The following is a 24,460-nucleotide window of genomic DNA, read 5'->3' on the forward strand; positions in this document are numbered from 1 at the left end:
CGTAGGAGTCTGGGCCGTGTCTCAGTCCCAGTGTGGCTGATCTTCCTCTCAGAACAGCTAGAGATCGTCGCCTTGGTGAGCCTTTACCTCACCAACAAGCTAATCTCGCTTAGGCCACTCTTTAGGCGAGAGCGCAAGCGCCCCCTTTGGTCCGTAGACATTATGCGGTATTAGCTATCGTTTCCAATAGTTATCCCCCACCAAAAGGCATGTTCCTAAGTATTACTCACCCGTCCGCCACTCGACATCATCTAGCAAGCTAGACATGTTTCCGTTCGACTTGCATGTGTTAGGCCTGCCGCCAGCGTTCAATCTGAGCCATGATCAAACTCTTCAATTAAATATTAATACATGAATTTTTTTGGTGAACACTCATAACGTGAGTATCCACACAGATTGTCTTGTTCTAATTGTTAAAGAGCATGCTAACTGCGTTAGCGGCTTAAGATGCTGTCCGTGGACCCTCTCAAGCGGGAGGCGTATATTACGTCATTCCCTTTTGATGTCAACAATTTATTTTAAAATAAATTCAAATTAAATCTTGCTGCATCCCGCACCAATCATAGCCTAAGCTAATTTACAAAAGGTTAACAATGTTAGCCATTTTGCGAGAGTCCTAAGTGGTCTCCCTTGAAGCGAGGGCGCATTATAGAGAGAACAGATTCCTATGCAAGCACTTATTTGAAATAAATGTTTAAGTGGTTATTAATCCACCAAAACCACCTAAAAGCTTCTATTTTTTGAGCATGTTTTATAAAACTATTACTGATACATACTCATACAGTTTGCGTAAACCATATAAATGGGTACCATAAGTGCGCTTTTATTCTTATAACCATAATAATTTTTTAGGTACCGCCACATGAATCCATCTTTTGTTTTGAATATTTTTACCACTGTTATTTTAGCTATTGTTCTTTATGTCATTATTCCCATAGTAGCTTCTGATATGCCCGCTCAATGGACAGCAGTAATAGGCGTATTAGTGGGAGGCCTAGTAGTCCCATCGATAGCTAAGTTTATTTCCTCATCCAAAGCGTCAAGCGAAGTATCCACACTTTATGTAGGCAACCTACCTTATCGCGCCAATGAAGAGGCTGTTCAAGAGCATTTTGAGCAGCAAGGAACCGTTATATCAGTCAGGCTTATGAAAGATCGCAGAACCGGGAAACGAAAAGGGTATGGATTTGTTGAAATGAGTACTAAGGGTGCGGATAAAGCCATAAAGAATTTGAACGATTCAACTTTTCAAGAACGAACATTGAAAGTAAGGCTTGCAAAAGACAAAGTTGAAGAAGCGTAAATTTAATTCTCAATCCAAAAAGGCCAGCAATATGCTGGCCTTTTTATTTGGTGAGATAAACCACCACTGATTCAAAGTTCGAGTTCTTAAGATTGCTGTTCTGGTTGATAACCAATAGGTAAGTTGTTTATTAACTTTTGGTTAAACTCGTTAAACCGATGAATAGCAGATATCAAATCTGGTGTAGCCACCTCATCACCTAGCTTATTAATCAATTCATTGATTACATTTTCATATGATTGGGTATCAGCGAGTCGACGCTTTGAACCTTCAAGAACATTTAGAAGTTTATCGAGATATTCAGCGACGGGTTTAACCGCCTTAGCAGGATCGTTGTCTACTCCATCTTCATCGAAATGAGAAACCGTTTCGTAGGCTTTAATCACTTCAGTATTTTCTGCTTTTGTTAGCTGCAATGCGAAACTAGATAATTCCTGCTCATCAAACCCTAACTCTAAAGCTTGGTTGAACGCTGTCTCAATATCCCCGTTAAAGAACTCTTCAGCCAAAGCATTAGAATCGGATACTAATTGACCAATCGCTTTAAGTTCATCGTCATCGAGTTCACCATTTACTGAAAATGATAATGAGCTCTCTTGGTAGAAAACCGCATTCCTCTGAACGGCTAAAGGTATCGGCTCTAAGGGTTCTTCAATCGAGTCAACCTCATCACCCGGTTCGAGTTCTGTTTCTATCTCAGAAAGCGGGGATTCAGACTCTGTGGTGGAAGCTATGGTTTGCTCAACTGGCTTTTTAGTTGCTACCTCTTTATCCTCTGGCTGTTGAACAGCTTCATATATCTGATGCTGATTCAGCTCAAATTCACGCAGGTCTTCAAATCTTATATTCACACTATCACCATCTCTAGTACGAATATTCAATTCACCAGTCTGTTGTTTTGCGTAAGACACACTAGTACTGTTAACCACGGAGGAAGCAGTATTTTCTATACCAACAGTTTCAGAATTTAAAATGTCGTGCTTCAGATTAGCAATACCTTCTTCAATCAGATGTTTACTTTTACTAATGCCTTCTGCGATTTCATCGTTTAAGAATCCACCCAAGTCCTTTTCAGCCAGTTTTATACCTTTAAGTACACCTGATGAAGCTTGCTCAAATAAGTCGTTCAACTCACCGACGTCAGCGCCGCGACTATGCGCATTCTTTATTGCACCACCAACAAAAGTGAGTACATTTTTCGCAATTTCTTCGAAATCAAATAAAGACGCTTCAGACTCATTAGACTCTGGAGCTGAAAAGTCAGGCCTTTTCCTGTCGACCTCTAAGGTGTTATTTAAAGCGTTCGAATATATATGCATACCCAAAGATGCGCTGGAACTGAATTGATCAACTCGCTGTAAAGCATGGCTATTCAAGCCAGTAATAGCCTGCTTTAAACCCGCGTCACGCAGTTGATTCTTAATACTATCATCCCCAATATGTTGGGGTTTATTACCTAAAAAAGCTTTTAATTGACTAATGTTCATGGCAGATACCTCACTATCCTCATCTTACTCTATCGACCGCCTCCCTATAATACTTTAGCGCGATTTGATTAAAATTTGTCCTATGTCTGAATATATAGATATTGCAGACTGCCTAAAAACACTTTAAGTTGCGCGCATTGAATACCAAAGATAGAGGAACAACATGCGGCCAACTGAGATCCAGGCAAGCAGCTATTCTGAACAACTGCAAAATAAAACAACGTTTATAAAAGACAATTTTGCCCAACATCCAATGCCTGAGTTGGAAATATTTGCATCAGAGCCGCTACATTATAGATTGCGCGCCGAATTTAGACTTTGGCATGATGGTGATGAACTGCATCACATAATGTTTGATCAAGCAACTAAACAAAAGTACCAAGTACACCACTTTCCACCAGCCTGCATACTTATTAATGAGGTTATGGTTGATTTAATTTTGTTGCTTAAAAATAATGAGCCAGCAAGACGAAAGTTATTTCAGGTTGACTACTTAGCCACAATTAGTGGAGAAATCATTGTGTCTTTGCTGTATCACAAAGCATTAGATGAGCAGTGGGTAGACGTCATGCAAGAAATCCGTTCTACACTAAGAAAAAAATACAAAATTGATATTATTGGCCGCGCTAAAAAACAAAAGATTGTACTGAATAAGGACTATGTTACCGAAGAGTTAACCATCAATCAGCGGAACTTCACCTTCAAACAAATCGAGAATAGTTTTACTCAGCCTAATGCTCATGTAAATACTAAAATGATTGAATGGGCATTGGATATTACTCAAAACACCAGTGGCGACTTACTTGAGCTATATTGTGGTGCAGGAAACTTCTCTATACCTCTCGCTCAAAATTTTGAAAAAGTACTAGCAACAGAAATATCTAAAACATCTGTAGCTGCTGCGCAAGACAACATCTTGCAAAATAATATCAAGAACCTAAAGATTGTGCGGATGTCGAGTGAAGAATTTGTTGAAGCACAACAAGGTGTACGAGAATTCCGTCGTTTAGCAGGTATTAACTTAACCGATTATCAGTGCAAAACCGTATTGGTTGATCCCCCTCGAGCGGGTTTAGATGACAGTACAGTGGATATGGTAAGCCAATATGAAAACATTGTTTATATTTCGTGTAACCCAGACACACTTAAACACAACCTCGACACACTTTTAAAAACTCATGTTGTGACTCGATTTGCCTTATTCGATCAATTTCCTTATACACACCATGCAGAATGTGGCGTCTACTTACAGAAGAAAAGCTAATCTGGGTTTGGTATAACATTAGCTTGCATGGCACCATTTACCACAAACCTCAATTGCTGTTTTACTCGCTGAGCAACATTAACTTGTTGCTCAGCAGTGGCATCAAGGGCCTCAGCTCCTGCACTAAAAACCAGTTTGACCATAGCTTCTGCTTGAAGGTTAGCGATATCGTAAGGCAATCCAGTTGTGGATATAGTGTAATCAGTCAACTCAACAGTAAAATGTTTTATTTCTCGCAATACTGCTGCTCTAAATGCCATTGATGTACCTGTATGCTCTCGCAATAACAGTCTGAAAACATTGTTGTTTGCGGTTATAAACTCCATAAATGTATTGACTGATGTATTGATCACTCCACCACCAGAAGCAATTCTAACCCTAGCTTGACGCATTAGTTGTCGCAATGCCAAACCAGCTTCATCCACTAAGGTTAAGCCTAATTCGTCAATATCTTTAAAGTGTCGATAAAAAGATGTAGGTGCAATACCTGCAGCCCTTGCCACTTCCCTAAGGCTGATGCTAGATAAACTACGTTGTTCATCTAACAGCGAAAATGCAGCCTCTATAATAGAGCGCCGAGTGCGCAACTTTTGTTGTTGTCGAGTCAATAGCAAGGCCTATCACGTATGGCTGTTCAATATGTTGTAAATTCTAACGTGAATAAGCTCAACATTTACAGAAGAAATATCCACAAAATACATATAGCGCTTGCGAAACCTGCAAGGCAACGTAAAATAGCGTACACATGTAAGCTGAAATTATAAATTAGAGAAATGAAAAAACCACGTTTGATACTTACCAATATTTTGGTTTTTGTAATTACCGGCCTTATAGCGGCGGTTTTAGTGCCATTTGAGGCATTTACTAATGGCTTTGACACCTTTGAAGTGGTGGCTTGTTTAGTTTTAATTTATTTTTCAGGGATGTCTATCACAGCCGGATACCACCGCTTGTGGTCACACAAAGCGTTTCAGGCCAACGTTTTTGTTAGGGTCGTTTTGGCAGTTGGTGGTGCCATGTCGTTACAAAATAGCATATTACATTGGTGTTCGGATCACCGTATTCACCACAAACATGTTGACGACAACGAGCAAGATCCATATTCAGCCAAAAAAGGCTTTTGGTATTCACATATAGGTTGGATGTTAAGAGAGTATCAAGTTCACCGTTATGCTGATTATAGTAACTGTCGTGATCTGCAAAAAGACTCAGTGGTCATGTGGCAACATAATAACTATTTAAAAATCATGCTTTGCGCCAACTTTGGCATACCATTATTACTAGGATGGATAAATGGCGATATCTGGGGAATGCTGCTGTTAGCTGGGGTGTTCCGTTTGGTTGTAGTGCATCATGTTACTTTTTTCATCAACTCCCTGGCTCATATTTGGGGCAAACAACCTTACACCGATAAAAATACTGCCCGGGATAACGATATTCTAGCCTTTTTTACTTTTGGTGAGGGCTATCATAATTTTCATCACATCTTCGAGTATGACTACAGAAATGGTGTCAAATGGTGGCAGTTTGATCCCACAAAATGGCTCATTAGAGGTTTATCTTTTATTGGTTTAACCAGCAATCTTAGACGTTGCTCAGAAGAAAGAATTGAAAAAGCAAAAGCTGCCATGCAACTAAAATTGGCTCAGGAAAAAATTGCAAAACTTGCCGATGCTGACGAAATTTTGGTCAAAGTACAACGGGAGTACGAACTCTTAGCTCAACGTATGACCGATTATTATGCCGCTAAGAAACAACTTATGACCATCAAGAAACAAAGCTTAAAACGCAGCTATGAAAACTTAGAAGTACACTACAAATATAAAGAATTAAAACAGAGCTTAGCGTTACAAAAGCAAAAATGGCTACAACTTAGTCAATTCGACTTTTTACCCGCAGTTGCTGAATAACCAGATAATACCAGTAAGGTCACACCTTGAGTAATGTTAGTCAGCATGACTAGCATTACTCAAGCAAGATAGATTTGGAGTTTGCAATGGCGGATAAAGTTGACATTATCTCCCAAGTCAAAAAATGCTCTGAATGTTACAAATCACTGCCTTTTCCACCTAAACCCATATTGCAATATTCAACGAATGCAAAGATCATTCTTATTGGTCAAGCACCGGGTATTAAAGCTCATCAAACAAATAAACCTTGGAATGATGCTTCTGGAGATAGGTTACGTTTGTGGTTAAACATGACAGAGCAAGCTTTTTATGACAGTAACATTTTGTCTATTGTACCTATGGGATTTTGTTATCCCGGGAAAGGACATTCTGGCGACTTACCTCCAAGACCAGAATGTGCACCTAAGTGGCAAAGGTTTTTGGTACCACAAAATACTTCAAAAGTGACTCTGCTAGTGGGCAAGTACGCCCAAGATTATTACTTAAAAGACCAAAAAACACTCACCGAACGGGTTAGAAACTGGCAAGAGTACCAACCTAAATTTTTGCCATTGCCACACCCGTCACCAAGAAATAATATTTGGCTCAAAAAGAATAACTGGTTTGAAACCCAGGTATTGCCACAGATGCAAAAAATACTGCAAACCAAAATCCCAAATAACACCAAGAATTAACTCTCTTGCGAGGCTAAAAATTCAAGCAACTGTTCAAATGGCATAGGTTTAGCAAATAAAAATCCTTGAGCTTCATCACAGCCTAATTTCAACATATAACTAGCTTGTTCTCGTTTTTCGACACCTTCTGCAATTGTAGATAACCCTAGTCGATTGCCTAAGGTCACTATAGTTTCAGCAATAAACGCAGCTTTACCAGGCGTAATTTCGTTAATGAAAGAACGATCGACTTTTAAACGATCGAGTGGCAACTTTTGTAAATAACTCATAGACGAGAAACCCGTACCAAAATCATCAACCGCCACTTTAACACCAAACTGCTTTAACTCGCTTAGGGCCTCAATTACGATTTGAGGTTCATCCATTACCACACTTTCAGTAATTTCTAATTCAATCCTATCGGGCGCTACAGCGTGTTCTGTTATGATATTTTTCACTGTATCAATAAAGTTTGGATCTCTAAACTGAGGCATGGAAATATTCACTGCCATACGCAAACTTGTATATCCGAGTTTACTGAGGGCACTTAACTGTCGGCATGACTCTTCAAGAACCCAGATACCGATATCAATAATTTGTCCAGAGTATTCGGCTAAAGGTACAAATACGGCAGGAGATACAAAACCACCATCAGATGTTGGCCATCTCAGTAATGCTTCCATTCCTACAATTTTTTCAGTCACCAAATCAACTTGAGGTTGATACCAAAGCTGTAACTTTTTAGCGTCAAAGTCTCTGGTCAACTGCCTGATCATATCCAAACGCCAAGTCGTTTCTTGCTCCATTTCTGGAGCGTAATACTCAAAATTTGCCTTCAGGTTTTTCTTAGCAATGTTTAGGGCAATATTAGTCTGTTTTAAAATATTAATGCCGGTTTGTGGTACTCCCTGCAACCGACAAAAACCAAAACAGGCCGACAGAGGCAAAGTGTGTTCCCCTGCTTTAAAGGGGGCAGCAAACATTTGATTTAATATTTGTGGATTAACATCAGCTTCTTCACCAATTAGACCAAACACGTCAGAGCCAATACGCCCTATTTCAACCTTGTCTGAAAACGTTTCTTCTAAACGTTTAGTGACAGCAAGCAAAGTATTATTACCCGCCTCTTGCCCTAACCCATCATTGATATCGGCAAAATGATTGATATCTATTAATGCCACTAGTGCTTTTTCACTGCTGCTTTTAGTGGCACCGCATTCGTCAAGGAGATTAATAAACTCACTACGATTAGGCAGCTTAGTTAACCAATCTTTAAAAGCCGCAGTACGAAGTTGATGGAACAGATTAACATTTTCATATCCTATAGAAATACTCGACAAAAATACTTCAAGTAGTTGTTGGTCAACAACACTTATCCCTCTACCTACCTGCAAAAATACCGCGGCCTCGTATCCTGAACTACTCAGGTAAAGAACTGAAAACTCGTTTTCAAATATGTGCTTTTTGAGCTGTAAACAACTAGTCACATATTTGACTATGCGTTCGTTATGTAAACTCTCTAGCTTTTTATTGATGTAAGGAGCAAATTCACCTGCCGCTCCAAGCACATACACACCATCATCATCTTTATCTAACACTGATCCCGCTTTTGCACACACCACACCACCGGTTTCTAAGCCTATTAGTGAGCTTATTTGCGTCACTACGCCTTCGCAAAAATTCCTAACCGAGTGTTCTTCCATTAAATTTGCAGCTGAAGTGATAATTTGTTGTAGGCCCTTGCGGCTTTGATTAATGGATAATATTTGTTGATAAGAGCGCAAGGAGGCGATAATGGTTGTTACCAACTTACTGCGAGTCAGCTCAGTTTTGGTTTTATAATCATTAATATCGTAGTCTTTAATCACTTGTTCTTCGGGAGCATAACCGGGCTGCCCTGTACGTAAAATGATGCGAGGCTCCAAAATTTTCATTTCTTCGCGCATTTTTTTTGCCACAGTTAACCCAGCGTCGTCGGCTTCCATAACGACGTCCAGCAATATAATAGCGATAGAAGAACCCATTTCAGCGATTATTTTTAACGCTTCATCGCCAGAATAGGCATGAATAAAATGTAAGACCTTATCGTTGACAACCAAATCCGATAGCGCTAATCGAGTAACGGCATGTATTTCTTCGTCATCGTCGACAACCAGTACGTTCCACCTTCCAGATACATTAGCGGTGCTCGAGTGAGTGTCTTCTGACAAAAATATTAGTTCGTCATTATCATATTTATTAGAGCTCATTTACATTCCATATAGGTCGAAATCCTACTGCCAGTATCAAGCGAGACTTACCTTTAAAGTCACATCCCCTCAATACAACACGAAGAAAATTTATGACAACACAAAATAATTTGCCAGTATTAATCAAATTTAACATTTTTATTTGCTCATGTAATAAGAATTAACGCAATATAGTTGGTAATACACTAAATTGGGAACACGGTTTAAAGCGTTATGAAAATTGAGTCTAACTCTCCATCTATTACAAATAATGTGACATCTACGCCACCCCAAAAAGACATGGCCGGTGTAAACACATCTAAAACCCAATCTAAAAATAAATTAAGCAGACATTCCACTCAAAAACGCATTACCTTTTGGTTCTCCCAAGCAGGAATACAACAAAGTAACCGCACCCAAGAAACCACCAGCTTAGATGACAAAGTTAGACGTAAGAAAGCGCTATTAGCCGAACGCAAAATAAGCAACCTTCAAAATATTCTTGGTAGGGCTTTAGATTTTTGCCTAGATGACGGCAATACAGAAGAATTAGATCCCGATTGGTTTTTTAGTTTTGTAAAAATGGCCGAGGAAATATATTCTCCCGCCATGCAAGAGCTTTGGGGCAAAATTTTTGCAGTTGAAACAGCGAGGCCTGGCAGCTTTTCCTTAAAGACTCTAGGTTTATTAAAACAACTAACCCAAAAGGATGCGCAAATTTTTCGTAATGCGGTTAATTTAACGAGCAGACGTAAGGGAGAGTCATCGCCTAAAATTTTACTAGGATATTATCAAAAAACCAGTATCTGGTCTTTTTTCAGCTCCCATAAAGAGCACAGACTTAACCTTGCAGAGTTTGGTTTAGGATACCCAGATATATTGTCGTTGATGGATTTAGGCTTAATTCACCAAAGCGAGATTGAGTCTGGCGAACTGCCTGTCAATATTTCCACTGAATGGCGCTGTGCAGGACAGTCACTAGGTTTATCAGCAAAACGTAATGGCACCACAATGGTTTATTATAAGTTCACCACTACAGGAGCTGAATTGTGTAAATTGGTGACACAAAAGCGACAAGACACTTATGTAAAGTCGCTTAGGGCCATATTAGACAATACTTTTGATATTCTCTAAATAGTCTTATAAACGCTGCTGCCAACGTCGCTAGATACCATCTCCAAATTCATGCAGACCACACTCTCTTTTCAACCCAAAGAACCGAGTATCTTGTTCATTCATGCCTTCTTCTAATGAACGAGTACTATGCCAGTCTCCAATTGAGACATAACCTTGCTCCCATAGCGGGTGATAAGGCAAATCATGTTGTTTCAAATACATATGTACGTCTTTGTTCGACCAATCAATAATGGGGTAAATTTTGTATTGATTCTGTAACTTCTGCACCACAGGCAAGCTTTCTCGCATATCCGACTGACTACGACGTAACCCTGCAAACCAGCTTTTTACTTGTAATTCCTGCAACGCTTGTTGCATCGGAGCAACTTTGTTAAGGGCGTTGTACTTTTCAATACCTTCAACACCCTGCTGCCACATTTTTCCCAATCGCGCTTCTTGCCAAGCAGCAGATAGTTCGGAGCGATACACTTTAAGGTTTAGGTTTAGGCGCTGCGTTAAGGAATCTACAAACTGATAGGTTTCAGGAAACAAGTAGCCAGTATCTGTCAAAACCACTGGGATATCAGGGTACTGCTGAGTCACCATATGCAACATCACAGCGGCTTGCGCACCAAAGCTCGATGACAGCATAAAATTTTGCGGCAAATGTTGTAACGCCCACTCAACACGTTGCATAGCCGACTGGTCCTCAAGCCACAGATTAGTTTGTTGTAATTCATCGCCAGAAATTTTCATATCAACAAAATCGACAACATTAGATTGAATAGCTTGGGTCATCGTAAAAATCCTTAGCTGAGTCAATAACGGGTTTAACTACTGCAACTCTGATAAGAAAGTCACCAAAAGCTTCTTCTGAATCACGCTCTTTAGACCAGCGGCCTATTAAGCCATCCAACTCCTTCATAATTTCTTTCTCATCGATATTTTCACGGTACATTCTAGGAATACGTGTACCCTGACGGTCGCCTCCTAAATGCAAATTATATTTGCCTGGGCCTTTACCAACTAAACCCACTTCCGCCAGCATAGAGCGGCCACACCCATTGGGGCAACCTGTCACCCGATAAATAATACTTTCATCTGGTATACCGTGTTTAGTCAGAATGGCTTCGATTTGTGACACCGCATCGGGTAAATAGCGCTCGGCTTCAGCCATAGCTAATGGACAAGTAGGCAAGGCCACACATGCCATAGAATCTTTACGTTGCAGGCTAACATCATCGGCCATTAAACCGTGCTGGCGTGCCAGCTGTTCAATTTGTGCTTTTTGTTCTTTAGGTACACCCGCAATTATCATATTTTGATTGGCGGTAAGGCGAAAATCACCAGTATGAATTTTGGCAATTTCAGCGCACCCGGTTTTAAGAGTTTTGCCTGGGTAATCTAAAATTCGGCCATTTTCGATAAATAGGGTTAAATGATGTTTACCATCCACACCTTCAACCCAACCGATACGATCCCCTCTTGAGGTAAATTCATAAGGACGACTTGTCTCAAAAGTAGCGCCTGAGCGTTTTTCTACTTCGGCTTTGAAATTTTCAACACCTACACGCTCTAACGTGTACTTAGTCTTAGCGTTTTTACGATTGACTCTATTTCCCCAATCTCTTTGGGTAGACACAACAGCTCCTGCCACAGCTAAGGTATGTTCAAGGGCAATAAAACCAAAGTCGTCCGCTTTACGAGGAAAAGTTGCGGTATCACCATGAGTCATGGCTAAACCACCGCCCACTAGCACGTTAAAACCAATTAACTTACCGTTTTCGGAAATTGCTACAAAGTTTAAATCGTTGGCATGTACATCTACATCGTTTTGCGGCGGAATAACCACAGTAGTTTTAAACTTACGAGGTAGGTAGGTGTTCCCTAAAATGGGTTCATGATCTGTGGTTTCGGTTTTTTCGCCATCAAGCCAAATTTCAGCGTAGGCACGGGTTTTTGGCAGCAAGTGCTCACTGATTTTTTTGGCCCATTGGTATGCTTCTTGATGCACCTCTGATTCAACTGGATTTGAGGTACAGAGTACATTACGGTTTACATCACCCGCAGTGGCAATAGAATCAATGCCCACTTGATTGAGCATTTGATGCATAGGCTTAACATTAGGTTTTAGCACCCCATGAAATTGAAAGGTTTGCCTAGTGGTTAAACGAATACTGCCATAAATACTTTTTTGCTGAGCAAACTTGTCGATGGCAAGCCATTGCTTTGGCGTGATAATACCTCCAGGTAAACGCGCTCTAAGCATCACGTTTTGTAGCGGTTCAAGCTTTTGCTTGGCACGTTCGGCGCGGATATCCCTGTCATCTTGCTGATACATGCCATGAAAACGGATTAGCTGGAAGTTGTCGCCAACAAATGCCCCGGTTAGATCATCCGTTAAGTTTTCGGCAATGCTGCCCCGTAAAAAATTGCTTTGCTCTTTTAAACGCTCGTTATCGGCTAACTTACCTGTAACTACGAATTTCTTGTTGTCTTCACTCATTAGTAAACGTCCTTTTGATAACGTTTTGCTCGGCGTAAATCAGAAATATACTGTTCTGCCTGCTCTGTGGTTTTAGCACCATGTTCAATCACAATTTGCACTAAAGCATCTTGCACATCTTTGGCCATGTGATTGGCGTCGCCACACACGTAAATGTGCGCGCCCTGCTCAAGCCATTGATATAATTCTTGGCCTTGTTCGAGCATACGATCTTGCACATAGATTTTTTGCTCTTGATCTCGTGAGAATGCCAAGCTAATTTTGTTAACGACTCCATCTTTAACAAAACGCTGCCACTCGGTTTGATACAAGAAGTCTTGAGTATAATTAGGATTGCCAAAAAATAGCCAATTCTCGCCACTAGCTTCTTCTGCTTCTCGTTGCTGCATAAACGCCCTAAAAGGCGCAATACCTGTGCCTGGGCCAATCATGATAACAGGTGCATTGTCATCATCGGGCAAACGGAAATTGTCGTTAGACTCCACAAATACATTGACTTCTCCTCCTTCCTCTAAACGAGAAGATAAGAAGCTTGATGCACCACCTTGGTGGCCATAACCATGCGCATTGTATTCAACTAAGGCCACGGTTAAATGCACTTCGTCTTCCACCTCTGCTTGACTAGAAGCTATTGAATATAGCCTCGGTGTCATACTTCTTAAGCTAGACACGAGTTGCTGAGCGGTGATTTTCGCAGGGAACTGGCGCACAATATCGATGATTTGACGCTGAGCCAAAAACTCCCGTAATACTGATTTATCATCCAGCAGTGCATTAAGTTCAACGCTATCGGCGCTCTGAGCGTACTGGCTCACAAAAGTAGGGTAACTTTGAGTGAGCTCCAATTTGTTCACTAAGATCTCACTTAACGCATAATCCTCGCCTAACCAGGTTACTATTGCATCACTGTCTAAACCAAGCTCGCTAATAAGCGCATCAACTAGTGCGACATCATTTTTAAACCAAACACCTAAAGCATCTCCGGGACGGTATTGAATACCGGAGTCTTCTAAGGATATTTCTATATGACGAATATCTTTTACCGAATCTCGACCAGTGATTTTTTGGCTTTCAAGTAAAGTGGCGCAGTAAGGAGATTTTTTAGTGTATTGACTGCCCGTTTCTGGTTCAGCACTGATACCTAAAGAAGGCGCCACTGATTGCGAACTTTTTGTCCCGAGCTCGTCTTTTACCTGATGAGTGACGGTTTCAAACCAAGTGGATACGTCGGCATCGTAATCTACATCACAATCAACACGATCAGTAATAGGTGTTGCCCCTAAATCTTGCAGGCGTTTGTCAAAGTCTTTTGCTGTTTGGCAAAAATATTCGTAACTTGAATCACCCAAACCCAATACCGAAAACTTCAGGTCGTTGAGTTTAGGTGCTTTTTTACTGACCAAAAAGCTATGTAAAGCCACCGCATCGTCTGGTGCTTCACCTTCACCATGAGTACTAACAATAACCACAATATGGCTTTCTGTTTTCAACTGCTTTTGTTTGTAGTCGGCCATACTGGCTATTTTAGCCGGCACATTGAGGGCATCTAACTTAGCTTTGTATTCTAGGGCAACAGATTTGGCGTTTCCGGTTTGCGAACCATACAAAATAGTCAATGACTTAGCAGCGTGATGGCTTAATTGTGGCGCTGCCGCAGGTTGCCCTGTTTGCGCTAATCCTGCTAAATAGCCACTTAGCCAAGTGAGTTGTTGTGGGTTAAGTGCGGCCGTGGCCTGATTAATTTGAGACCACTGGTTTTCATTTAAACCTGCGGCAAGCCCTGTGGCTTGATTTTTTACTGATGACATAGAATCGCTAACCGTTATTAATACAACTATAGGTTAGCGACATAACTTCATAACTGGAAAGAATAAAAACTAATTTTTTATAACTAAATTAGTTCACACTAAAAATGAACTTCTATTCCTGCGAAAGGCCCTTTAAATTCAAGATCAGAATAAATATTATTGAGTTCTTTTATATCACCAATATCTTCAAGTTCTACTGCCACAACGCGATAACCCACCTGAAACGTGACATCTAATGCCAAATTTTCCATCAGACTGTAAGTGATCACAGCCTGATAATCTGACACTGTATTGTCATCAATACTTAAATAACTGCCTTCTACATAAGCGCCAAACCCCGTAAAAGGCACACCTAACGCAACACGGGAATATAACATAGGCACTGCACCCGAAAATTCTTCTCGCCCTACTCTGCTGGGGTCGTCTTCACTTGTGACTAAAAACTCACCCTCAATGTATTTTGCATTAATACCAAAATCGAAGCTTACTAAATCATTGTCAAATAATTCGTAATACAAAATAATGTCGGTGGCAGTGAGTTGTACGTCAGTTGAAACAGTAGTGCTAAGAGAAAACAACTCATCCCCAAAAGTAAAATTAGTATCTAAGGTCACATCACCTAAGGTATCCATCTCTGTGCGTTGCAGTTTAATATTTGGAATAACAGGCACCGGATGCTCAAAAGCGATATAAATATTAGATTTAGCCTCATCTTCAAAGTTAAAGTTTCCATTATTACCATCTTCCGAAAATCCACCGCTAGTTTGCATATTCCAGCCTTGTGCGCCGGCGTATAAACCAAGCAAAGTATCAGCTTGGCTACTTACACTAGTAAGTAAGGCGAGCAAGCTAAAAGACAACACAGTTTTCTTCATAATTTATCCTTGATTTAGCAATTCACTCAGCTCAATGAGAGCTGCGTTTGCACGAGAAATATAGTTAGCCATGACCAATGAATGATTGGCTAAGGTGCCAAAACCGCTGCCATTTAAGATCATCGGACTCCAAAGTGACTCTTGGGTGGCTTCGAGTTCACGAATAATTTGTTGCAAACTGACTCGCGCATTTTTCTTTTCGAGTACATCGGCAAAATCCACTTCGACCGCTTTTAAGAAATGTAGTAAGGCCCAACTGGCGCCTCGAGCTTCATAAAAGTTGTCGTCTAACTGCCACCAGCTAGCTTTCTCAAGCAGGCGGCTTGCGGTTGGCGTTGATTGAATAGCTTGCGCGTCACCTGCCAAGCTGGTGTCGATACGCTCTTGGCCAACACTAGCACTGAGGCGTTGAGACAAACTGCCTAAACGTTTCTCTATTTGTTTCAGCCAATCCCGCAAATTATCTGCTCTTGCATAGAATTGCCCTTGTTGTTGGCTACTGTCAGACAAACTGCTTCTATAGGCATACAAATTATCTATACCTTCTTGATACTTGGACTCGGCAGAAGGCAGCAACCAGCTTAAACTATCGATGTTAAATTGCGGTTGAGCCTTAGTTAAAAAGGGGTTTTCTAATGATTGGCTTTGAGAGCGGCTAAAGTCTTGACGCATTGCCAACGCTAAATCCCGAGTCATTTCTAACGCACCAAACTCCCAACTAGGCATATTATCCATCATCACACTTGGAGGTAACACATCATTTGACAGATAACCGCCAGACTTATTTAGCAACGATTCAGCCACTGTTATCAAACTCGTGGTGATAGTGTAACCCGCTACAACAGTTTCGTTTCTGTGACTCGCTTGCTGCTGCGCCAGCAGTTCGGGTTCGAATAAATCGGGCTCACTACTCCAAAATATCGACAAAACCCATAACAAAAAAATAAGCAACGCAGTTGCACTTAGAAGCCATTTTGGAGCGAAATAACGTTTCATGTTGTTTCCTAATGATGTGAGTGGGCAGCTGGCCTAGCGACGTTAGCGATAACATCAATAACTTTACCTTCTTTAGTCTGGAGACTAATGGTTAGTGACTGCCCTGCTTGTAATGGATGGGTTAAGCCGAATAGCATAATGTGCAGACCGCCTGGTGCAAACTGTACCTTTTTACCCGATTCAATGACGACTTCGGACTGTTGTTGCATAGACATCATATTATTCACCATTACATGATTATGTATCTCTGCCTTAGTGGCAAAACCCGCCGTAGCACCAATCAAAGTCAGCTTTTTATCCGAACTGTTTTGCAATGAAAAATATGCCGCTGTATTTGGCACACCAGGTGGCAATAACCTAATTGTTGCGTCAGTAATCGCTACTTCAGCATTAAGCATAAAAGTAACCAAACTTGATAACAAAACAATCAATCGCAGCATAAATGACCTATCAAATAAAAAATATACTGGCGATTATTCAGCAATTCCAATTAACTTGCCAACCATAAAAGTTAAAAGTTTGTCCTAGATCTCTAATTTTACCATTAATTCAGCTATAGATAAGTTCGCTCATAAACATTTTTCAATATGCACCTGGTTGCTTATCTGGATACCCTATACCTAGGTGTTTGTTTATCTCGAACCAATAAAAAAATGACTAAGGTGAATAGGATCACTGGCCAAAATACACTTAGCCCAGCAACAAACAAACCAATGCCACCAGCAATAAGGGCAAATACTATGGCGGCAACTATGCTAAAGGCGATAACAAAACCCACCACAACCAATACTGCCACTATAACGGTTAGCGCAATGATTGAGGTTATGGGCTCGAAGTGATGGTCAGCAAAGTTTAACTGCAAATCCAACCACTGAGAAGATAGATGACCAAGGCTGTATGTCAAAACAATCGCGATGAGCACAGCCAAAATAATATTTTTTAACATAACCTATCCTTAATATCCCACTACTACTATCGGCTAGGTAGTAGTAGTGTGGCGGTAATATATGCAATCGCCGTAACCGTTGGCAGTGTAATCAAACACACCACAGCTGCTATGCGAACAGCCAGCCTAGGCACGCTCCAGTGCCTAGCTAGGCCAGCGCACACACCTGTTACTTTGCGATGAGCTGAGTCTTTATATAACCTGTTTACTTCGATATAACGTCTCATGTTTATCTCCTACAACTTGATGATTAAAACTAACAACTAAGCCACTTTTTTACGTAAAGCCGCTAACTCTTGTTCAATTTGGCTTTCCGCTTCTAGTGCATCAAATTGTGCGTTTAGTCCATGGGATTCTTCTACCAAGTCATAAGCATCAACTTGTGATTCTAGATCGTCGATGCGACGTTCATATTGCTCAAAACGAATGATCGCATCATCAATTTTGACTGAATGAACCTTATTTTTTGCGGTCATTCTTACCGCCACTGAACGCTCTCTAACCACTAAAGATTTTTGTTTGGCTCTTGCTTCAACAAGTTTGTCCTGCAATTTACCCATATCACTCTGAATCTTTGTGAGTGACTCATCAATAACACTTTGCTCTTCAACTAAGGCTGAGAGACTTTGCTGACTATGATGTTTTTCTACTAATGCCGCTCTAGCTAAGTCTTCACGATTCTTTTCAACTGCTAAGGTCGCTTTTGATTGCCATGCAGCGATTTGTTGTTGCAGTTTGCTTACTTGACGTTGCAGCTGCTTTTTTTCAGCAAGGTTAGTAGCAGCAACCGAGCGAAGCTCAACTAAGGTTTCTTCCATTTCCTGAATCAGTAACTTGATAACTTTCGCCGGGTCTTCAGCCTTATCTAAGATGGCGTTGATGTTGGCTTGTACTATGTCTGACATTCTTGAAAACATACCCATTTTGATTTCTCCAATAATTGTAATAAATGTTTCGCTGAACTATTCCAGCACTACTAGACTTATTACAAGTGTTATGCCAACTTAAACAAACACCTAACACATTGTTTTATATAGATATTATTTTATAGCCAAAGTTAACAGCTGCTGTGAACTTGGTTTAAACATAATAATTTAGTCAAATAGACTAAGTGATTAGTGAAAATCACAACCAACAAATTGGCGAAGTGATATTGATGAGAGATGAATAATAAGAACGGATAGGTAAAGTAAATAAAGGAGCAGTTGTTTTTAAATACTGCTCCTCCGTCACTTTGACTACTTGTGTGTTGTAAATTTATGGTTTTAGGTTAGCTTCTAAAAATAAGGTCATTTCACGATAAAGAGTCTGCTGACTTTCATTGTCATCAAAAAAATGCGTACCATTTTTTATTTCTACATACTTTACATCTATTTTGCGTTTCGCACTGTCATAGAAATCCTCAGACTGCTCGTCGTTCACTCGGGTGTCTTTAGTACCATGAATAAGCAGTATTGGCGCGGCTATTTTATCGATGTAATTAATGGCAGAAACCTGATCCAATTGTGCCACCGCTTTTTCATCGTCAATATCTACAATATGCCCAGTATAAAAGCCAAAAGTATCTTCATCCTGTACCATAGTTTTTATATCAGACAATCCAGCAATGCTAATAACGCAGTCAAACCTTTGGGGTTGCTGAAAGCTAGCGGTTAGCGCAACGTACCCACCATAACTGGCCCCGACTATACATGCTTTATCTGTTGATACTCGCTTAGTGTTAATCAGCCAGTCCATCGCATCATATACATCTTGTTGCATACGTTTGCCCCATTGAAAATATCCGGCAGATTCAAACGCTGAACCAAACCCTTCTGAGCCTCTAAAATTGACTTGTAATACCGCATACCCCAAAGAGACCAAATACTGAAGTTGTGGATTGAAATACTTGTAGTCACGACTATGGGGGCCACCATGAGGATACACAATCAAAGGTGGTTGTTTGACATTCTCTGGGAAGGTAACGTATCCAGACAAAACCTGTCCATCGGATGCGGTAAAGGTGTAATTTTCAATATGTGGAAACTTAGCCTTACTCAAATGAGGATACTCGGATACCCAAGCACCACCTTTTTTACTGGCCAAATCAAAATGCACAAAAAGCGCTGGCTGGTTATCGCTTTCTTTGACGGCCAAAATTTTCGTCTTATCAGCACTTTTACTAACAATAGTGACATGTTCAGACTTAAGCAATTTTGCAAAGCTTTGCTCTAATTTTGCATCTTCTGGATTAAAGTAGTGTTTTCTGGAGTAATCATCACTGTAATACACACCAATTAATTCACCTTCACTATTTCGTAAGCCTCCGGCAACATCATAGGTAGGATGACCAAATACCATTGATTCATACTCACCAGAGACAATATCGTAAAGCCAAACGGCCTCACGCTGTGTTTCTCTATCAGATAATATATAAGCCTTGGAGCCTCCCTTGGTCAGTCCAATTACGTTAAATGTCTCACCTTGTCCAATGATTTTAGTATGCAGCTTAACCAGCTCACTTTCGGCTTTGTTTCTGTACCATATAGTACGGGTAACCTGTCCGTCTTCTTTATCATAGGCGTCACCCAACCTGATAACACCATTAATATCGGCACTCCATCTACGAATATCGTGTTTGTTATTTTGTACCTTTTTATACTTTCCAGTGCTCAATTCCACTTTAAACACAGCATAACCTTCATCGTACTTATCGTAAGTTGACACTAGAATGTGTTCCTGGTCGTGCTTTAACAAAGACACTAATCTAACAGTTGCGTATTCGTACCAGCTCTCAGACGTAAAGCGACGTTCTGTCAACGCCGTACTTGTTTTGTTAACAACATCAAAGGCATAAAAACGACTGACTCGAAAATGCTCTCCGTTGTACCACTGAGGCGAGCTAGCTGAAACGATAATGTATTTATTACCAGACCAACTAATAGTATCTACCCTATCACGGCCGAGTTTTAATGAAGCGAGGATGTCAAAATCGACACTACCAAAAGTAGTGACACTTACGGTTGGGCCTTCTGGGGTGTTATAGATAAGCGCAATTTTACTGCCGTCAGGTGATACTCTGGGTTGCTCAACTATAGGCAACTGCGCAAATGAAGACCATTTATCAGCGGCGAATGCCTGATTCAACCCAATTAGCAATGTAACTACAACAAATGTTTTAAACATCAAATTTCCCTATATAAAAAAATTAACTAATTTAACAGCTCAATCATTGCAGCTGATATTTTGCAAATTGTACACGCAAATTATGTCACTAAAACAAATAACTTTAGAAAACGAAACTAGGAATAAGGTCAAACAAAGGTGGGGGAGATCAGGAAGAAAAAACGGTCAATACTACAATTAGTGACCGTTTCTATCTGTGACTATGCTTGGATACTTCACCCAGATCATATTTTTACGCAAACATTCAACAAAACTATAAAGTAATGCACCTGCCACATAAGCAATTACGGGCGTTAACAGCATGATAAATAAAGATACTTGATTAAACATCGGCAACTCCTTATTCAGCTTGCGTGTTAGTTGCCTCTTCACTGTCCATTTTAATATCGGTAATAGATACTTTAGCTGCGTAACTTTTTTCTTCATTGAAGCTAACGTTATTGGCAACTGTCAATACTGCTGAACGTAGGTTGTTGTTGATTTCTTGTTGGGCAACATCCATAGCTTGATTCACCATACCGGTTACGTAGGTTTCTAAAGATACTTCTTTAGCTTGTACACTTGATGCAAAAATGAAACTAGAAGCCAGAGCAATAACAGCGATTTTGGTATTAGATAACATGATATTTTCCTTTGGTTAATTTGGTTATAACTGTTTTCGATTTGGTTAACAGTTATTGTTTAAGTCGCAGTATCCATTGCGATAGTTGTGCCAATCATGAAATTATTTTTATCTTGCTGTTTTATAAGGTTTTTTATTTTTAATTGCAATGCTAATGAGACCCAAAAACATTATTCGACCTCATATTTTAGTAATTTATACTACTTTATTGGTCAATTTAACCAATCAATTCAGATTGAAATTGTTTAGCTTTAGACTGCGCATCTAATAATACCTCTAAAGCATCTGTGAACAGTTCAATACCCGTATTGGCTTTCGTGCCATTTTGACTTAGATACCTACGCCAGATACGCCCACCTGGTTGACCTTGAAACAAGCCCAGCATATGCCTAGCTATATGCCATGGTCTTGCACCTAATGCCATCTGTTGCTCCACATAAGGTAACATCGCCTGCACTACTTCAGGGCGAGTCTTACTAACCGAGTCACCTTGATAAAAACGTTGGTCGACTTCGGCTAAAATATAAGGATTACTATAGACTTCACGGCCAATCATCACGCCGTCTAAGTGATTAAGGTGTAATTGCACCTCATCTAAGGTTTTCACGCCACCATTTAAACTAATATGTAATTCGGGAAACTGTTGTTTTAATTGATAGACCCTGTCATACATCAAAGGCGGCACATCACGATTTTGTTTAGGGCTTAAGCCTTTTAACCACGCTTTACGGGCATGTACAGTAAAGGTATCGCAGCCAGATGCGGCCACTACTTCAATAAAACGCGTTAAATCTGCGTATTCATCCATATCATCAATGCCGATGCGAGATTTAACGGTAACCGGAATGTCCACCTCAGCCTGCATGCTTTTAATACAAGCTGCCACTGTTTCAGGTTCGGCCATTAAACACGCCCCAAACCTGCCATTTTGTACCCGATCAGACGGGCAACCCACATTGATATTCACCTCATCATAACCGTATTTTTGCGCTTCACTGGCACAACGGGCCATATCCGTAGGATCAGATCCACCCAACTGCAAAGCCACAGGATGCTCTTCATCGTTAAACGCTAAATAGTCGCCTTTGCCAAAAATAATCGCTCCGGTTGTTACCATCTCGGTATACAACAGCGCATGTTGTGAAATTTGCCTAAGGAAATATCGACAATGTTTGTCAGTCCAATCTAACATTGGCGCGACAGAAATCGTGCGGTTTATTGCTGTACTCATAGTTTGTTTTGCCAATGTGAAATTCGGGCGCGCATTCTAGCCGATTTCGCTACCTAGCACTAGTGGTGCTTATTTATGCAACTGACTAACAAAATAAATTCTCAATAGATGTAATTGATCGTATGTCACTTGTTCATTCAGGGTGTCAAAAACAGGTTTAAGGCGCTCGAAGGAGTGTTCTGCAAAGGCCGCTAGGGCTGAGTCAATTTGGGGTTGGTCCAGACCTGTTTGCTCTAATAACTGACTGGGTTGGGTAAACTTGTGGCCGTCTTGGGCGTAGCGGTATAAGTGATTGATGATAGTGCCGTCTTTCACCTTAAATTGTGTGGCTAAAGAGGCGATTGATTGTCCGGTTTCATAGGCACTGACAATTTCGGCGCTGCGGCTATTCGCACTGCTGCTACTGCTTTTATTTACCGTGGCTTTACTGGCCGTTTGAGTATTGTCGACTTCTTGAAGATTGTTTTGTTGGCAGTAGTCTTTGATAAGCCTAAGAAAATGCTCGCCATATTTGTCTAACTTGGCTTGGCCAATGCCGTGAATACGCAATAAGTTTTCTTCAGAATGGGGGAAATAATAGGCCATTTCGTTAAGGGTGCGATCCGAGAAAATAGCGTAAGGCGGCAGGTTGGCGGCATCGGCTAAACGCTTACGGTCGGCTTTTAATATCGCGACTAATTGCTGATCGCCAGGGTTAGCAAGGGTCTTGGATGTGTGGCTAGTAGTGGTAGCAGCTTGCTGTAGCAAGGCAAAAAATGGCACCTTTCCTTTTAGCACTTCGCCGGCTTGTTGTGTAAGTTTTAAGCCACCAAATTGCTCGTCTTGGTTGAGTAAGCCTTTTTGAATCAACTGCCGTGCGAGTGTCATCCACTGTTTTTTATTCAGCTCAAGACCAATATTGTAGGTTGAAAGCAAATTGTGCTGATTTTGCAGTACTTTTTCGGCGCTGGAGCCGCGCAACACATCGATAATATGGCTGGCGCCAAAGCGTTGTCCGGTGCGATGCACACAAGATAAAAATTTTTGCGCAGGTACGGTTAAATCCGATTTTTCTTGGCCTTCGGTGGTGCAGTTGTCGCAATTACCGCAGTTTTCTTTGGTGGATGCTTCACCGAAGTATTCTAGCAGTGGGGTGCGCCGGCAATCTTCGGCTTCAGCTAAGGCCAGCATCTGATTAAGGTGCATATTGGCTAGGCGTTTTTCTTGTTCGTTGCTCATTTGTTCGATAAAAAAACGAATTTTGCCGGTGTCGCCGTAACCAAATAGCAGTAAACAGTTGGCATCTAAACCGTCACGTCCGGCGCGGCCAATCTGTTGATAATAGCCTTCAATGTTTTTAGGCAAATCATAGTGCAATACGTAACGCACATCGGGTTTATTAATGCCCATACCAAAGGCGATAGTGGCCACAATGATGTGCACATCATCACGAATAAAACGCTCTTGGTATTCTCCGCGCTTCACACTACTTAGCCCAGCATGATAAGGCAGTACCGATAATCCATCCTGTTGCAACTTGGCGGTGAGCTCATCAACCCCTTTACGGGACTGACAATAAATGATGCCGGACTGTTCTGGGTGTTGCTGCACAAAGGTTTTACATTGTTGATAAGGGCTGTCTTTGGGCACAACGCTGATAAACAAATTAGGGCGGTCAAAACTAGAAATAAATTCACTGTTGTCAGCAATGTTGAGTTGCCGTTTTATGTCCTCGCGCACTCTTGGCGTGGCGGTAGCCGTTAAGGCGATACTTACCGCATTTGGGAAACATTCGATTAAACGATTTAGCTGGCGATACTCAGGGCGAAAATCATGGCCCCATTCAGAAATACAATGGGCTTCGTCAATGGCAATACAGGCCACATCACAATGACTGAGTAAGTCTAGGATATTGGTTTGTAAGGCGGTTTCTGGCGCCAAAAATAGCAGTTTAATTTGCTGCTGTTTGATGGCGTCTAAGTTGTTTTGATAGTCACTGTCTGACAATGAACTATTGAGAACACAAGCTGGAATAGCTAACTCATTGAGTTGCCTAACTTGGTCTTGCATCAAGGAAATAAGTGGAGAAATTACTACGGTCAGGCCGTCAAAAACGCTGGCTGGGATCTGGTAACACAAAGATTTTCCGCCACCCGTTGGCATAATCGCGAGGGTGTTATGCCTATGCAACACATTGCCGATGATCGCTTCTTGTGACTCACGAAACTGTTCAAACCCAAAGACATTTTTAAGGATCGTATTTGCTTGGTTAATCACCGCAAGCCTTCCTTGTTGATATGTATTTCTATATTTTAGCTACAAAACGCCTAAACCAAAAAGCCACCACAAATAAGCATATGGTGGCTTTTAA

22 protein-coding genes and 1 rRNA gene are annotated in these 24,460 nt (G+C 40.9%); 5 read left to right on the forward strand and 18 right to left on the reverse strand.

Annotation, left to right across the window (positions count from 1 at the left end; all coding sequences use genetic code 11):
* Window positions 1-340, reverse strand: a 16S ribosomal RNA gene (locus tag Q0688_RS24310); the annotation flags it as partial.
* A 522-nt stretch (window positions 341-862) separates the two neighbouring features.
* On the opposite strand from Q0688_RS24310, the gene Q0688_RS24315 reads away from it, so the two are divergent.
* Window positions 863-1,303: an RNA-binding protein gene (locus tag Q0688_RS24315; RefSeq protein ID WP_299083413.1), complete on the forward strand. Its 441-nt coding sequence runs from the start codon at window positions 863-865 to the stop codon at window positions 1,301-1,303.
* Between the two features lie 86 nt (window positions 1,304-1,389).
* Here Q0688_RS24315 and Q0688_RS24320 read toward each other — a convergent pair whose 3' ends face one another.
* Window positions 1,390-2,790: a DUF5610 domain-containing protein gene (locus Q0688_RS24320; RefSeq protein ID WP_299083416.1), complete on the reverse strand. Its 1,401-nt coding sequence runs from the start codon at window positions 2,788-2,790 to the stop codon at window positions 1,390-1,392.
* A gap of 163 nt (window positions 2,791-2,953) precedes the next feature.
* Between Q0688_RS24320 and trmA the strand changes: the two genes are divergently transcribed.
* On the forward strand, window positions 2,954-4,054 hold the full coding sequence (trmA, locus tag Q0688_RS24325; RefSeq protein WP_299083419.1) for a tRNA (uridine(54)-C5)-methyltransferase TrmA: 1,101 nt from the start codon (window positions 2,954-2,956) through the stop codon (window positions 4,052-4,054).
* Here the strand turns inward: trmA and fabR are convergent.
* Entirely contained in the window at window positions 4,051-4,662 is a 612-nt protein-coding gene (gene fabR / locus Q0688_RS24330) for an HTH-type transcriptional repressor FabR (protein ID WP_299083422.1), read from the reverse strand. The genes trmA and fabR overlap by 4 nt on opposite strands.
* 165 nt (window positions 4,663-4,827) lie before the next feature.
* Between fabR and Q0688_RS24335 the strand changes: the two genes are divergently transcribed.
* Both Q0688_RS24335 and Q0688_RS24340 read left to right on the forward strand, forming a co-directional pair.
* Entirely contained in the window at window positions 4,828-5,964 is a 1,137-nt protein-coding gene (locus Q0688_RS24335) for a fatty acid desaturase (protein WP_299083425.1), read from the forward strand.
* An 86-nt stretch (window positions 5,965-6,050) separates the two neighbouring features.
* Complete coding sequence (locus Q0688_RS24340; protein ID WP_299083428.1) at window positions 6,051-6,638, forward strand: uracil-DNA glycosylase family protein; 588 nt, start codon at window positions 6,051-6,053, stop codon at window positions 6,636-6,638.
* Here Q0688_RS24340 and Q0688_RS24345 read toward each other — a convergent pair.
* Window positions 6,635-8,866: an EAL domain-containing protein gene (locus Q0688_RS24345; RefSeq protein ID WP_299083431.1), complete on the reverse strand. Its 2,232-nt coding sequence runs from the start codon at window positions 8,864-8,866 to the stop codon at window positions 6,635-6,637. The genes Q0688_RS24340 and Q0688_RS24345 overlap by 4 nt on opposite strands.
* A 213-nt stretch (window positions 8,867-9,079) precedes the next feature.
* On the opposite strand from Q0688_RS24345, the gene Q0688_RS24350 reads away from it, so the two are divergent.
* Window positions 9,080-9,979 (forward strand): TIGR03899 family protein, encoded by a 900-nt coding sequence (locus Q0688_RS24350; protein ID WP_299083434.1) that lies wholly within the window; start codon window positions 9,080-9,082, stop codon window positions 9,977-9,979.
* Window positions 9,980-10,009: 30 nt separating this feature from the next.
* On the opposite strand, the gene Q0688_RS24355 is transcribed toward Q0688_RS24350, so the two are convergent.
* The 14 genes from Q0688_RS24355 to recQ form a co-directional block, all read right to left on the reverse strand.
* Window positions 10,010-10,717, reverse strand: a complete 708-nt coding sequence (locus Q0688_RS24355; RefSeq protein ID WP_299083649.1) for a phosphoadenylyl-sulfate reductase — start codon at window positions 10,715-10,717, stop codon at window positions 10,010-10,012.
* Between the two features lie 19 nt (window positions 10,718-10,736).
* Entirely contained in the window at window positions 10,737-12,467 is a 1,731-nt protein-coding gene (cysI, locus tag Q0688_RS24360; protein ID WP_299083437.1) for an assimilatory sulfite reductase (NADPH) hemoprotein subunit, read from the reverse strand.
* Complete coding sequence (locus Q0688_RS24365; protein ID WP_299083440.1) at window positions 12,467-14,275, reverse strand: assimilatory sulfite reductase (NADPH) flavoprotein subunit; 1,809 nt, start codon at window positions 14,273-14,275, stop codon at window positions 12,467-12,469. Before Q0688_RS24365 ends, cysI begins: the two co-directional genes overlap by 1 nt.
* Window positions 14,276-14,373: 98 nt before the next feature.
* On the reverse strand, window positions 14,374-15,150 hold the full coding sequence (locus Q0688_RS24370; RefSeq protein WP_299083443.1) for a TIGR04219 family outer membrane beta-barrel protein: 777 nt from the start codon (window positions 15,148-15,150) through the stop codon (window positions 14,374-14,376).
* 3 nt (window positions 15,151-15,153) lie between these two features.
* Window positions 15,154-16,146, reverse strand: a complete 993-nt coding sequence (locus Q0688_RS24375; protein ID WP_299083446.1) for a DUF2333 family protein — start codon at window positions 16,144-16,146, stop codon at window positions 15,154-15,156.
* Window positions 16,147-16,154: 8 nt separating this feature from the next.
* Window positions 16,155-16,544, reverse strand: a complete 390-nt coding sequence (locus Q0688_RS24380; RefSeq protein ID WP_299083449.1) for a copper chaperone PCu(A)C — start codon at window positions 16,542-16,544, stop codon at window positions 16,155-16,157.
* 203 nt (window positions 16,545-16,747) lie between these two features.
* The gene (locus Q0688_RS24385; RefSeq protein ID WP_299083452.1) at window positions 16,748-17,092 is read right to left on the reverse strand and encodes a hypothetical protein; all 345 of its coding nucleotides are present in this window, start codon (window positions 17,090-17,092) and stop codon (window positions 16,748-16,750) included.
* 26 nt (window positions 17,093-17,118) lie between these two features.
* Entirely contained in the window at window positions 17,119-17,319 is a 201-nt protein-coding gene (locus Q0688_RS24390) for a PspC domain-containing protein (RefSeq protein WP_299083455.1), read from the reverse strand.
* 36 nt (window positions 17,320-17,355) lie between these two features.
* Window positions 17,356-18,015, reverse strand: a complete 660-nt coding sequence (gene pspA / locus Q0688_RS24395) for a phage shock protein PspA (protein ID WP_299083458.1) — start codon at window positions 18,013-18,015, stop codon at window positions 17,356-17,358.
* Window positions 18,016-18,349: 334 nt separating this feature from the next.
* Window positions 18,350-20,257, reverse strand: coding sequence for a S9 family peptidase (locus tag Q0688_RS24400; protein WP_299083461.1), 1,908 nt, complete (start codon window positions 20,255-20,257; stop codon window positions 18,350-18,352).
* 177 nt (window positions 20,258-20,434) lie between these two features.
* Window positions 20,435-20,587 carry a hypothetical protein gene (locus tag Q0688_RS24405; protein WP_299083464.1) on the reverse strand — a complete coding sequence of 51 codons (153 nt, stop codon included), beginning with the start codon at window positions 20,585-20,587 and terminating at the stop codon, window positions 20,435-20,437.
* Between the two features lie 10 nt (window positions 20,588-20,597).
* Entirely contained in the window at window positions 20,598-20,879 is a 282-nt protein-coding gene (locus tag Q0688_RS24410) for a hypothetical protein (protein WP_299083467.1), read from the reverse strand.
* Between the two features lie 217 nt (window positions 20,880-21,096).
* Complete coding sequence (gene dusA / locus Q0688_RS24415) at window positions 21,097-22,110, reverse strand: tRNA dihydrouridine(20/20a) synthase DusA (protein ID WP_299083470.1); 1,014 nt, start codon at window positions 22,108-22,110, stop codon at window positions 21,097-21,099.
* A gap of 69 nt (window positions 22,111-22,179) precedes the next feature.
* A complete protein-coding gene (gene recQ, locus Q0688_RS24420; RefSeq protein WP_299083473.1) occupies window positions 22,180-24,366 on the reverse strand; it encodes a DNA helicase RecQ in 2,187 nt (728 codons plus the stop codon).
* Window positions 24,367-24,460 lie beyond the last annotated feature (94 nt).

This window comes from uncultured Paraglaciecola sp., assembly GCF_937123705.1.
Lineage (GTDB): Bacteria > Pseudomonadota > Gammaproteobacteria > Enterobacterales > Alteromonadaceae > Paraglaciecola.